The sequence below is a fragment of the Nocardia niwae NBRC 108934 = DSM 45340 genome (assembly GCF_001613465.1).
Classification (GTDB): Bacteria; Actinomycetota; Actinomycetes; order Mycobacteriales; family Mycobacteriaceae; genus Nocardia; species Nocardia niwae.
The window spans coordinates 19,812-31,571 of sequence record NZ_BDCK01000037.1; the positions used below are offsets into that span (position 1 = coordinate 19,812).

The 11,760-nt window shown below is 70.5% G+C and carries 12 protein-coding genes and 1 riboswitch; of the genes, 5 read left to right on the forward strand and 7 right to left on the reverse strand.

Translation table 11 applies throughout. The features are described from left to right. Window positions 1–8: 8 nt before the first annotated feature. Entirely contained in the window at window positions 9–1,265 is a 1,257-nt protein-coding gene (locus NNI01S_RS25480) for a cytochrome P450 (protein WP_063022842.1), read from the reverse strand. Window positions 1,266–1,750: 485 nt separating this feature from the next. Between NNI01S_RS25480 and NNI01S_RS25485 the strand changes: the two genes are divergently transcribed. From NNI01S_RS25485 to NNI01S_RS35765, 5 genes are all read left to right on the forward strand, one after another. After that, window positions 1,751–2,146 carry a hypothetical protein gene (locus NNI01S_RS25485; protein WP_063022680.1) on the forward strand — a complete coding sequence of 132 codons (396 nt, stop codon included), beginning with the start codon at window positions 1,751–1,753 and terminating at the stop codon, window positions 2,144–2,146. Between the two features lie 123 nt (window positions 2,147–2,269). Continuing rightward, window positions 2,270–2,385, forward strand: a riboswitch (TPP riboswitch). After that, a complete protein-coding gene (locus NNI01S_RS25490; protein ID WP_063022681.1) occupies window positions 2,381–3,745 on the forward strand; it encodes a purine-cytosine permease family protein in 1,365 nt (454 codons plus the stop codon). Its footprint overlaps the riboswitch before it by 5 nt. 21 nt (window positions 3,746–3,766) lie before the next feature. After that, window positions 3,767–4,600, forward strand: coding sequence for a DUF72 domain-containing protein (locus tag NNI01S_RS25495; RefSeq protein WP_063022682.1), 834 nt, complete (start codon window positions 3,767–3,769; stop codon window positions 4,598–4,600). 20 nt (window positions 4,601–4,620) lie between these two features. Beyond that, complete coding sequence (locus NNI01S_RS25500) at window positions 4,621–5,106, forward strand: SLOG cluster 4 domain-containing protein (protein WP_063022844.1); 486 nt, start codon at window positions 4,621–4,623, stop codon at window positions 5,104–5,106. A 202-nt stretch (window positions 5,107–5,308) separates the two neighbouring features. Next, window positions 5,309–6,742 carry an alpha/beta fold hydrolase gene (locus tag NNI01S_RS35765; protein WP_218019260.1) on the forward strand — a complete coding sequence of 478 codons (1,434 nt, stop codon included), beginning with the start codon at window positions 5,309–5,311 and terminating at the stop codon, window positions 6,740–6,742. A 7-nt stretch (window positions 6,743–6,749) separates the two neighbouring features. Here NNI01S_RS35765 and NNI01S_RS25510 read toward each other — a convergent pair whose 3' ends face one another. The 6 genes from NNI01S_RS25510 to NNI01S_RS25540 form a co-directional block, all read right to left on the reverse strand. Beyond that, the gene (locus NNI01S_RS25510) at window positions 6,750–7,073 is read right to left on the reverse strand and encodes a ribbon-helix-helix domain-containing protein (RefSeq protein WP_063022683.1); all 324 of its coding nucleotides are present in this window, start codon (window positions 7,071–7,073) and stop codon (window positions 6,750–6,752) included. Further along, on the reverse strand, window positions 7,066–7,344 hold the full coding sequence (locus NNI01S_RS25515) for a hypothetical protein (protein WP_063022684.1): 279 nt from the start codon (window positions 7,342–7,344) through the stop codon (window positions 7,066–7,068). Before NNI01S_RS25515 ends, NNI01S_RS25510 begins: the two co-directional genes overlap by 8 nt. A 34-nt stretch (window positions 7,345–7,378) precedes the next feature. Further along, window positions 7,379–9,283, reverse strand: coding sequence for a DUF4153 domain-containing protein (locus NNI01S_RS25520; RefSeq protein ID WP_245676365.1), 1,905 nt, complete (start codon window positions 9,281–9,283; stop codon window positions 7,379–7,381). 74 nt (window positions 9,284–9,357) lie between these two features. Next, window positions 9,358–10,404, reverse strand: a complete 1,047-nt coding sequence (locus tag NNI01S_RS25530; protein WP_063022850.1) for a HAMP domain-containing sensor histidine kinase — start codon at window positions 10,402–10,404, stop codon at window positions 9,358–9,360. A gap of 38 nt (window positions 10,405–10,442) precedes the next feature. Further along, on the reverse strand, window positions 10,443–11,135 hold the full coding sequence (locus tag NNI01S_RS25535; RefSeq protein ID WP_063917663.1) for a response regulator: 693 nt from the start codon (window positions 11,133–11,135) through the stop codon (window positions 10,443–10,445). An 84-nt stretch (window positions 11,136–11,219) separates the two neighbouring features. After that, complete coding sequence (locus NNI01S_RS25540) at window positions 11,220–11,669, reverse strand: MarR family winged helix-turn-helix transcriptional regulator (protein ID WP_245676366.1); 450 nt, start codon at window positions 11,667–11,669, stop codon at window positions 11,220–11,222. Window positions 11,670–11,760: the final 91 nt, after the last annotated feature.

Genomic DNA, 11,760 nt, shown 5'->3' on the forward strand with positions numbered 1-11,760 from the left:
TCCCGGCCTCAGGGCCGCCAGGGCGCCGTCGCGGGGAAGACGACCGGCAGCGCGGCCAGGGCCCGATGGAAGGGCCCTGGCCGCCAGGACAACTCGTGTACCGGCAGGGCGGGCCGCAGTTCCGGCAGCGCGTCCAGCAACTGGTCGACCGCGTCCTGCGCGATGAGATAGGCCGGGCTGCGGGCGGGGCAGGCATGCGGTCCGGCGCCCCACGCCAGATGCGACCGGTTGCCGCTGTGGTCGGCGCCGCTGATCGCCGGATCGTTGTTGCAGGCGGTGAAACTGATGACCACCGGTTGGTGGGCGGGCAGCCACACGTCGTCGATCAGGATCGGCTGGCGCGGATAGGTGACCGAGAAATTGGCCATCGGCGGGTCGGTGAACAACACCTCGTCCAGTGCGTCGCGGGTGGACAGGCTGCCGCCGAGGACCTCGCCGCCGAACCGGTCGTCGGTGAGGATCAGCACGAGGGTGTTGACGATCAGGTTCTGCAGCGGTTCGATGCCCGCGCCGTACTGCACGACGAGCTGATGGATCATCTCCGCGTCGTCCAAGGCCGCCGGATGCCGCAGCAGCCGCGTGGTGATGTCGGGGCCCGGCTCGGCGCGCTTCAGCTCGATCAGCCGCATCAGCGCGGCGCCGAGCATGCGGTTGCCCTCCTCGGCGTCCACCCCGTCGAACACGGCGGCGGTCGCGGCGGCGACCTCGCGGCCGATCTCCGGCGGGCAGCCCAGCATGGCGTTGATCACTTCGAACGCCAGCGGAAGTGCGTACTGCGACACCAGATCCGCGCTGCCCGCAGCGCAGAAGGCGGCGATGAGCTCGGCTGCGACCCGCTCCACCGTCTCGTGCAAGGCATGCAGGTCGACGGCATTGATGCTCGCGGTGTTGGCCTCGCGATAGCGGGCATGCGCCTCGCCCGTGCTGCGCATGGCGTTCGGACGCCACTCCAGCACCGGCAGCACCGGACAGTCGACGGGGACGTTCGCCTGCCAGGTGCGCGGGTCGGCGGGAAAGTGCTCCGGGTCGTGCATGATTCGCACGGCGGTGTGATAGTCCAGCACCAATGTCGCGGGCACGCCCGGGGCCAGTTCGACCGGCGCCATCGAGCCGTAGCGGGCGCGCATGTCCCGGTAGGCGCGATGCGGATCGGCCGCGAATTGCGGGGAGTACAGCGATACGCGCTCGCCATGGTGGTCGATGGGCGAACCACGGTGGGTGCCGGTGTTGTTCGTGGTCTGGTCGAGGTTTCGGGGCGTGGTCAAACGCGTGACTCCCACAGTAGAAGCGTCTTCGGCGAGCGCGGCCGGGCGAGCTCGAGCGGACCGCGGCGACGCCGTCGTCGTCCGGTCCATGCGGTGCACGCTCGTCTCGGCCGCGCGTCGGATCGACACACAGGATGGTCGCGTAGGTAGAGCACGGGCATCGGTAGTGGCGGCCCGCCTGCGGTGATGCGGATACCCTGCCGTGGCGCAGACGAATTCGAGTCGCCGCCGAACGCACACACGCGCCCACCGTCACCGGCGCCTGATCGTCTCGGTCTCGCACGGCGTCGTACGCGCTACCGAACCCGCTGGGATGCTGGGCATTCGCTATCAGTGGCGGGAGAGACCGGCAGTCCCGGGGCACGGCGAGGGAGCGAACGGCGTGGCCGCATCCCCGGGAGCACAAGCACTTCCAGGCGCAGATGCCTGGTGTATAACTTCCATCGGCCCGGTCGACCACCACCGACAAGCGATAGCGAGACACGATGCACGGTTACCTGAATCAGGTGTCCCAAGGCACGACCCCCTCCGGCTATCCCACGCGCGAGCCCGATACCCGCGCGGTCGAGCCGCCCCGCACCGCGGACCTCGTCGTCAGCGCGTTGTTGTGGTTCCTGCCCGCGACGTTGGCCGCGATGTCGACGGTCCTCGCGCCGTGGTTCCTGATGGCCGGCGGGATCTGCGCGTCCAAGCCGGAGTGCCGGGTCGATACCAGTGCGGGCGTGTGGATAATGGTCGGCGGCGGGATCGTGGGGTTCGCCGTGGGCGTGCTGCTCTCGGGCATGGCGGCACGGCAGGGGCGCGCGTTGTTCCCGGGGGCGCTGGTCGGCGCGGTGCTGGTTCTGCTGGCTTGGTTCGCCGCCTCGTTCCTCATGGGTTGAGCCGGGCGTCGGCAGCTGCCGGCCGGCCCGGTCTCGACGGCGCGCGGAGTCACCACCGCACCGCCGCATGTGCGCGGCTCGTACCTGTACCGGGAATTGGCGCGGGTGTACTATTCGCCGGAATCACACCACCGCGGGAGCTCGGGCACGGCCGGGCTGAGAGGGCGAAACCGCACGCGTCGCCGACCGCATGAACCTGTCCGGGTAATGCCGGCGTAGGGAGAGCGTTCCGTCATGTCGTCGACCCGCGCGAGCGCGGCGCACGAAGCGCCGCTGACCCTCGACCAGCCGGCGCCGAAGGTGCTCTCGTTCTGGGACCAGAGCGCGTTCTGGGCCAATCTCGGCGTCAGCCTCATCGCGTTCTCCGGCGCGTACACGGTGCTCGCGCCGAACGCCGATGGCGCCGCGCAGATCTCGATCGCGGCCGGAATCCTGGCGACCGTCCTCGGCACCCTGGTGGGGGGACTGATGCTCGGCGCCGCCGCGCTCACCGGCGCGCGCACCGGACAACCCGCGATGGTTCTGCTGCGCGGCCTGTTCGGCGCGAAGCTCAGTTACCTGCCCACCGTGCTGAACATCGCCCAGTTGATCGGATGGGGCACGTTCGAGCTGATCGTCATCGGCGACGCGGCCGAGGAACTGTTCGGTGGCGGCCCGCACTGGCTCTACGTGGTGGCCGCGGGCGTACTCACGACGGTGCTCACGATCTGGCCGCTGGGCTCGGTGCGGTTGCTGCGCAGGTTCGTGACCGCCGGCGTCGTGCTCGCCCTGGTCTGGTTCTACGCGCAGTTCTTCCGCGCCGGCCTGCCGGATCTGCGGGCGAACCCGGGACCCGAAGGCGGCGGACCGTTCGGCGTCGACTGGAACCTGTTCTGGATCGCCACCGACGCAGCCTTGGCCGTCTCCATCTCGTGGGTCCCGGTCGCCGCCGACTACACCCGTCATGCCCGTACCGGCCGCTCCGCGTTCGGCGCGGCCGCGGGCGCGTACGCGCTCACCCAGATCGTCGCCTATGTCCTCGGCCTGTTCGCGCTGGCGCTGGCCACCGGCGGCGGTGGACCGTACGCACCGTTCCTGCAGGTGAGCCTCGGGGCGGTGTTCTTTTTCGTCTTCGTGGTGCGGGAGGCGGACCAGTCCTTCGCGAATGTCTACTCCACCGCCGTGTCGATCCAGAATCTCGCGCCGCGCGTCGACCGCCGGGTGCTGTCGATCGGCCTCGGGGCGCTGATCACGATCCTCGCTCTGCGGCTGGACATGGCGAACTACTTCGGCTTCCTCGGGTTGATCGGCTCGGTGTTCGTGCCTTTGCTCGGCGTGCTGGTCGCCGACTTCTTCCTGCGTGCCCACCGGGAATGGAACACCGCGGCCGACGCACCCGCGCGATGGGGAATGGTGGGCGCGTGGCTGACCGGATTCGCGGTGTACCAATTGGTCAACCCGGGCGATGCCGGGGTGTGGTCCGAGTTCTGGGAGCACGCGCGGGAGGCGCTGCACTTCACCCGGCAGGCGTGGATGAGCGCGTCGCTGCTGTCGTTCCTGGCGGCGCTGGCGGTGGCGTGGCTGATCGGGAAGATGGCGGCGAAGCCCCCATCCGCGTAGCGGATTTGCCACCATGGAGAGATGGGCCGGATCAGGATCGGGACATCGGGCTGGGTCTACCCGCCCTGGCGCGGCACGTTCTACCCCCAGGGCCTGGCGCACAAGCGCGAGCTTGCCTATCTGTCGGAGCGGCTCGACAGCGTCGAGATCAACGGCTCGTTCTATTCGCTGCAACGCCCGTCCAGCTACCAGCGGTGGGCGGAGCAGACGCCGGAGGACTTCCTGTTCGCGGTGAAGGGCAGCCGGTTCATCACCCACATGAAGCGGCTGCGCGATGGCGACGAGCTGCTGGCCAACTTCCTGGCGTCCGGTCCGCTGGCGCTCGGGCCCAAATTGGGGCCGATTCTCTGGCAGCTGCCGCCGACCTTCCGCTTCGACGCCGACGTGCTGGACGCCTTCCTGTCCCGGCTGCCCCGCGACACCGAGCAGGCCGCCGAGATCGCGCGGCGCCACGATCACCGCGTCGATCCCGCGCACACGAGCACCGATGCCGACCGGCCGATGCGGCATGCGCTGGAGATCCGGCACGACAGCTTCGTGACGCCGGCGTTCACCGACCTGCTCACCCGCCACGGTGTGGGCCTCGTCGTCGCCGACGCCGCGGGCAAGTACCCGCTACTGGACGAGGTCACCGCCGATTTCGTCTACATCCGGCTGCACGGCCACGACGAACTCTACGTCAGTGGATACACCGACGAGGGCCTGGACATGTGGGCGGCGAAGATCCGATCGTGGGCCGGATCCCTCGACGTCTATACCTATTTCGACAACGACGCGAAGGTGCGGGCACCGCGCGATGCCATGGCGTTGCGGGAGCGCCTGGCGCCGGCCGTGGCACCGCGTCCGGCGAGGTGAGGGCAGGAAAGGTGACGCCGGTGCGGCAGGTCGCGGTCTGCGGGCCGAGGGAGTGCACGCGGCACGAAGCGGAGTGGGCGCGCGCGGTCGGCGGCCTCTTGGCGCGAGCCGGGGTGACCGTGCTGTGCGGCGGCGGTTCCGGCGTGATGGCCGCGGTCGCCGCCGGAGCCGCCGATGCCGATGGGCTCGTGATCGGTGTCTGCCCGGACACCGACCGCGGAGCGGTGTGTCCGGGGTTGTCGGCGGTGCTGTTCACGAACATGGGTGAGGCGCGCAACGCGATCCTCGTCGAGTCGGCCGACGCGGTGATCGTCGTCGGCGGCTCGTGGGGCACGCTGTCGGAGGTCGCGCTCGCGCGGCGGCGCGGCGGGATTCCGGTTGTGTCCCTGGGCGGTTGGGAAGTTCGTGACGCCCACGGGCATCCGGTGGCGGCTACAGTGATCGCGGCCGACCCCACGGACGCGGTACGCCGGGCGCTGGACGGGATCGCGGCCGAACCGATCTGACGCCATCGATCGTCCGGAATCATCTCCGCCGAACCGATTCGCACGTCGGCTGCCTCTCGAAGGTTGCAACCGGATTGCCCTCGACACCAGGTTCGCCAGTGCCACCTGATTTCTGGATTGCCGAACTACCGGACGCGTTCTCTCGCAAAACTTTCCGATCGCGCAATATTGCGCGACACGCAAATTTCACTACCGTGGAGGCGTGGCATTCGTCCTGGGCTTGCGCGAGCGCAAGAAGCTCGCCACCCGCGAGGCGCTCGGCTTCGCGGCCGTGCGGCTGGCCGTGCAGCGCGGGCTGGACAACGTCCTGGTCGAGGACATCGCCGCAGCGGCCGGGGTGTCGCCACGCACGTTCAACAACTACTTCACGAGCAAATACGAGGCCGTCTGCTCGGTGGCGGTGGACCGGGCCCGCCGGATCGCCGGCCACCTGCGCGCCCGCCCGGCCGCCGAACCACTGTGGCCGGCGGTGATCCACGCCGTCCTGACGGAGTTCCGCGACGCCGAGCCGCCCGACCCCGCGTGGACCGCTGGCGTCCGCCTGATCACCCGGGCGCCCGCACTGCAAGGCGAGTACCGCAAATCCCAGGCGGTGATCGAAGCCGCGCTCGCCGAGGCCATCGCCGAGCGCAGCGGCCACGCGCTCGACACCGAGATGTTCCCCCGGATCATGGCGGGCGCCGTCGCGGCGGCACTGTCCGTGGCGATCGACCGGTGGGTCGATGCCGATCCCCCGGTTCCGGCGCTGCCGGTCATCCGGGAGGCGTTACGGCAATTGTCCCTTCTTCCAGGAGCATTCCCTATGGACGTACCCACCTCGCAGACGCTCGCCGTCCCCGGCGCCACGCTCTACTACGAGATCCGCGGCGCCGGACCGCTGCTGTTGCTGATTCCCGGCGGCAACGGCGACGCCGGAACGTTCGACGCCCTCGCCGAACGCCTCGCCGACCGCTACACCGTGGTCTCCTACGACCGGCGCGGCTTCACCCGCAGCCCGCTCGACGGGCCACCGGACGATCGCGTGGTCACCGACGGCCTGGATGCCGCGGCGCTGCTCACGCACCTCACCGACCAGCCCGCCCACGTACTCGGCAGCAGCTCGGGCGCGATCGTCGCCCTCGAACTGCTCCGCGTCCGGCCGGAACTGGTGCGCACGCTGGTGGCGCACGAACCGCCGCTGACCACCCTGTTGCCCGACGCCGAGAAGTGGCTGGCCTTTCTCGACGGCATCTACGAGCGAAGCAGGAGCGCGGGCACGTCCGCGGCCATGGCCGAATTCGCCGCAGGCATCGGCCTGCGGGTCGCGGCGCCTCCGCCGGACGGGCAGCTGCCGCCGGAAGCTGTCGCCATGGTGGGCAGGATTCAACAGAACCTGGCCTTCTGGATGGAGCACGAGTTGCGCCAGTATCCGCGGTACGCGCCGGATCTCGCGGCGCTGCGCGCGGCGTCGGACCGGCTGGTGCTCGGAATCGGACGCGAATCGCGCGACAGCTTCCCCGCTTTCCCGAACGCCGCGCTCGCGAAGGAACTCGGCCTCGAGCTCGTCGAGTTCGCGGGCGACCACGTCGGTTACCGCAGCGCACCCGACGAGTTCGCCGCGCGGCTCGAGGAGATACTCAGCCGCGACGACCGCTGACGGGAGGCTAGGCCGACTGCCGCAGGGGATGCAGGGCCGCCAGCGCCCGCAGTGCGTCGGCGCGTGAGATGGGCTGGTCGTTCTCCAGGGCGGCCAGCTCGAGTTCGATCCAGTCGCGAATGAGCGCCGACATGGTCACGCCGCGCTGTTCGGCCGCTTTCTTGACTCGCTGGTGTAACTCCAGCGGAATGCGCAGCGATGTGGTGACGGTCACCGTGTCCTCGGCACGCAGCGGCGGGGGCAGCTCGGCCGGGGCGACGGGTGCGTCGGTGTATTCCAAGCCGGACAGGAAGTCCCGGACGGCCTCCGGGTTCGTCGGATAGTCAGTCATCGGCGTGCTCCCAACGCTCGAGTTCGGCCACCTGGGTCTCGGTCATCTCGACCGCGCCCAGGATGTCCCACTGCCAGCCTTCGGTGCGGCGGACAGCGACGATGAGCGGCCGGCCCGCCTCGGTCCGGCCCCACACCGTCAGGACCGCGAGCTCGTTCCGGCCACGCGCCTGCCGAGGCCATCGGCGGGCGCTCATGAGCACCTGCAGCACTTCGCGCGGGTCGATCCCCACCAGCGACAACAGTGCCCACTCGGGCCAGTTATAACCCACGATCAGCGATAATACAAGTGTATTGCCTCTGCGCTCACCGCGCTCCCGCTCGGGAAAGATTCCAGCTCCGCCAGGTGTCCCCGTCGAGGTCGGCGCGCAGCCGGCTGCGTATGTCCGCGCGTAGCGGCTCGGGCAGCCGATCGGTCGCGGGCAGGACGTCCGGCGAGAGGGTGCCGAGATAATCGATGTCCAGCGCTTTACCGCGCTGCCAGCGATCGATGTTCTGCTGGGCGATCAGGCGCTCCGGGTCGGCAACGGCCAGCGCAAGCAGCGCGACCATGGCGGTGCCCAGCACGGCGCGGGGCAGCCACGCCCGGCGCAGCCGCAGCACGGCCGCGAGGACCAGCACGTAGACCACGCCGAGCCACAGTTCGCAGGCTTCCACCAGCAGGCGCAGCACCGTGAATCCGTAGGCCTGCTGGTAGATCCACATCCGGCCGAGCGCCGAGGCGACGATGACCAGCGCGAGCACGCTCACCGCCGTCAGCAGCCCGCGCAACCACCACCGGTCGGCGGCGGTGTCCTGGGCCGCCCAGCGCAGCACCACCATCAGCACCGCGAGCGTCAGCACGGTGACGGCCGACAGTTGCCAGAACCCGGTTCGCGCGTACTCGGCGTAGGTCAGGCCCGACGTCTCCTGGACATAGTCGTCGCCGCCGAAGAGGGCCACGAACTGGGTCGCGACGAACGCCGCGAACAGGATCGCGAGCGCACCGACCGGCAGCGCCCATTCCGGACGGCGCAGGGTCCGCCCGCCCGCCGCCGCGGTGGCAGGCGGCGGCGGGCCCGCGAGCACGAACAGCGCGCCGAGCACGCCGAGACCCGCCACCGCGAACAACACGGTCCAGCGCAGCACCGACGGCGGGTCCACGTCCGGGGTCACGGTCTCGAGCAGTGCGGCGAACAGCGCGTCGGCGCTGCCGAGCAGCGGCACGAACACCGCGAGCAGCACGACGGTCACCGCCACAGACAGCCCGAGCCGCCACGCCCGCGTAGCGTTCCCGCCGCGCCGCCGGCCCGTACCGGCGTACGCCCACGGCACAGCGGCGACGGTCTCGAGCCAGACCGCGAGGGTGTCGTAGAGAACGCCGTTCGCCGAACGGCGTCCGATGACCGCGGGTGAAGCGGCGAGGCAGGCCGCGATCACGCACAGGGCGAACAGCCAGCCCGCCGCGCGGACGGTACCTACCGCGAGCAGGGCCAGGGCCAGGGCCGTCCATCCCACCCGCCCCGCGTATCGCTTCCCGCGAGGGTGATCCGTATCCGCCTGGCCTTTCGGCCTCGTTTCCGCTCCGTCCGCGCCTTCCCTCGCCGTGTTCGCCGCACCCCTGCGGGCATTACGGTCGACGAGGAAGACCGACGTCGTAGCGACACAGGCCGCGAGCAGCCACCCGATGCCGGGCCGGTCCCAGTCGATCAGGACGGCGGCGGCCAGTCCGGAGACGAGCGCGGCGAGCGCCACGCCGGGTGGGCAGGCGATCCGTCGCCACTTGGGGGGACGCGCGGCAGACATCGGTACGGTCAGCGGCGGCCCGGCGGTCCCGGCCCGCACCTCGGCCACTGCTGTCCTCGACCGCCCCGGCGGCGCCCAGACCGATGCCTGGGCCGGGGCCGTTACCCCGCTGTGCGGGGCAGGGCCGGTCTCCTCGACCTCCGCCTCACCCCGCGGGACAGGGCCGGTCTCCTCGACCTGCGCGGCAGCGGCAGCGGCAGCCGCCTCGGCCTGCGGAACAGGGGCAGTCTCCTTGACCCGCGGGGCAGGAGCAGCCGCCTCACCCCGCGAGACAGGGGCAGTCTTCTCGGCCTGCGCGGCAGGAGCAGCCGCCTCACCCCGCGAGACAGGGGCAGTCTTCTCGGCCTGCGCGGCAGGAGCAGCCGCCTCGGCCGACTCCGCTGACACCGGGTCGGCCTTCGATGTGGATTCGGGTTCTGGAGGCATGGTTCGGTCCTTCGATAGGCGTGCGGAATCATCCCGGGTCCGCTCTTGCGGTCCGGGTCGGTTGGTGTGACAGGTCAGCGGCCGGGCAGAACCACCCGGATGCGGGAGCCCGGATCGGCGACCGCGATGGTGCCGCCGTGCAGGTCGACCACCCAGCGGGAGATGGCGAGGCCGAGCCCGGTGCCACCGCCCGCCGTGCGTTCGCCCCGGGTGAATCGGTCGAAGACGCGGGCGCGTTCGGCGAGTGGGATGCCGGGGCCGTCGTCCTCGACGTCGATCACGACCGCGCCCGGCGACGCCCGCACCGCCAGGCGGACCTCCCCGCCCGCAGGCCCGTGGCGAGCGGCGTTGTCGAGCAGATTGAGCAGCACCTGGTGCAGGCGCGCGCGGTCGGCGAACACGCGGGCGGTGCCGGGCAGCACGTCGGTGCGGAAGCGCACCCCGCGTCCGAGCGCGGCGGTCATCACCTCCGCTTCGGCGACGACGTCGGCCAGCAGCGGCGCGATCGGCAGTTCCTCGCGATCGAGCCGGAAAACGCCCGCTTCGATGCTGGACAGGTCGAGCAGTTCGGAGACCAGCATGGCGAGCCGTTCGGTCTGGGCCAGCGCGGTACGCAGGGTGGCCGGGTCCGGTTCGGAGACGCCGTCGACGAGGTTCTCCAGCACGGCGTTCAACGCGGTGATGGGCGTACGCAATTCGTGCGAGACGTTGGCGACGAGGTCACGCCGTTGCTGGTCGGCAGCCGCCAGGTCGGCGGCCATCTGGTTGAACGCCTCGGCCAGTTGCCCGACTTCGTCGCGCGAACTCGCGCGCACCCGCAGGGTGTAGTCGCCGTGGGCCATCCGCTTCGCCGCCGCGGTCATCTCGCGCAGCGGCCTGGTGATGCCGTGCGCGAGGAACTGCGAGGTGACCAACGCGATCACCACCGCGGTGATCGTGGTGCGCGGCGGCAGCCAGCCGATCTTGAAACGGAAGAACCCGAACGCGACACTGCCCGAACACAGCATGAGGACGGCGAGCTTGAGCTTGATCGACTTCATCTTGTCCAGAGGCCGCGGCAACCGCTCGGCGACCCGCTCGCTCACCTGGCGCAGCCGAGGCCAACCAATGGGGCCGGGCATTGCCTTCCCGACCGGCGACGGGTCGTCGGGTCCGGCGCTCATCGGGCCTCCAAGGCGTATCCGACGCCGCGCACGGTGCGGATCAGGTCGGCGCCGAGTTTGCGACGCAACGCCTTGATGTGGCTGTCCACCGCGCGGGTACCCGCGGCGTCGGACCAGTCCCAGACGTCTTCGAGCAACCGTTCACGAGCGAGCACGACGCGGGGGCGACGGGCCAGCCGGGCGAGCAGCTCGAATTCCAGTGGCGTGAGCAGCGCTTCGACCTCCGCGCGCCAGACCCGGCGCTGGTCGACGTCGATGCGCAGATCGCCGACCAGGATCGTCGCGCCTACGCGATCGGCCGCCCGGTCCATCCGGCGCAGCAGCGCGTGCACGCGGGCGGCGAGCACGCGCAGCGAAAACGGTTTGGTGAGATAGTCGTCCGCACCGACGCCCAGGCCTACCAGCTGGTCGGTTTCGTCGGCGCGCGCGGTGAGCATGAGCACGGGCACGGGCCGGCGCGCCTGAATCCGACGGCACACTTCCAATCCGTCGAACCCGGGCAGCATGACGTCGAGCACCACCAGGTCCGGGCCGACAGACTCGGCGGCGGCGACGGCCGAAGGGCCGTCGTGCGCCAGGTCGACGATGAACCCCTCCGCCCGCAGGCGCGCCGCGACGGATTCGGCGATGGTCATCTCGTCGTCCACCACCAGGATCCGCCGTGCGGCCTGCGGTGCGCTGTGTTCCATGCACCGAACCCTAGCCACCGGTCGTGGAGGAAACCGGCGTCGATTGTGGAGATTCCGTGTGCATCCGCGCGGGCGGCCGGGCAGTCACGGCCGGGGCCAGGGACGCTTATCGATGCGCTCGATGTCGGTGTTGAACCGTTTCAGGAATCCGGCGAACGCGGCGACGTCCGCCGAGGTCCACTCCGCCAGCACGCTTTCCAGGGCGCGCACGTTGTAGGCGCGTTCGGCGTCGAGCTGACGCCCGCCCTCCGCGGTGAGTCGGAACTTGCGGGCCATGCCGCCGTCGGGATCCGGGATGCGTTCGATCAGGCCGGCCGCTCGCATGGCGGTCGTCTGCCGGTGCAGCGTCGAGGTGTCCAGGCCGAAGGCGTCGCTGAGCTCCCCCACCGACATCGGACCCTGCACTCGCAGCCTGCTCAGCACCGTGTAAGCGCTGCGGTCGAGGTGGCCGGCGCCCCGTCGAGCCTTGGCGCTGAGGCTGTGCCGCCCCAGCAGCATGGTCTCGAACTCCACCGAAGATACGGGCTTGTCCACACAACGCTCCTGCCGATATTCGCCAGCCACGGGCTTCATCACCGCACCTATACCACACCCATAGGGCCGGACCAGCTGATTTGCATCATAC

Coding starts and splice junctions, on each gene's coding strand:
- NNI01S_RS25490 (WP_063022681.1), top strand. CDS start 2,381: ATGTCGTCGACCCGCGCGAGCGCGGCGCACGAAGCGCCGCTGACCCTC.
- NNI01S_RS25530 (WP_063022850.1), bottom strand. CDS start 10,404: ATGCCCGGCCCCATTGGTTGGCCTCGGCTGCGCCAGGTGAGCGAGCGG.
- NNI01S_RS25510 (WP_063022683.1), bottom strand. CDS start 7,073: ATGACTGACTATCCGACGAACCCGGAGGCCGTCCGGGACTTCCTGTCC.
- NNI01S_RS25535 (WP_063917663.1), bottom strand. CDS start 11,135: ATGGAACACAGCGCACCGCAGGCCGCACGGCGGATCCTGGTGGTGGAC.
- NNI01S_RS25495 (WP_063022682.1), top strand. CDS start 3,767: ATGGGCCGGATCAGGATCGGGACATCGGGCTGGGTCTACCCGCCCTGG.
- NNI01S_RS25485 (WP_063022680.1), top strand. CDS start 1,751: ATGCACGGTTACCTGAATCAGGTGTCCCAAGGCACGACCCCCTCCGGC.
- NNI01S_RS25520 (WP_245676365.1), bottom strand. CDS start 9,283: ATGCCTCCAGAACCCGAATCCACATCGAAGGCCGACCCGGTGTCAGCG.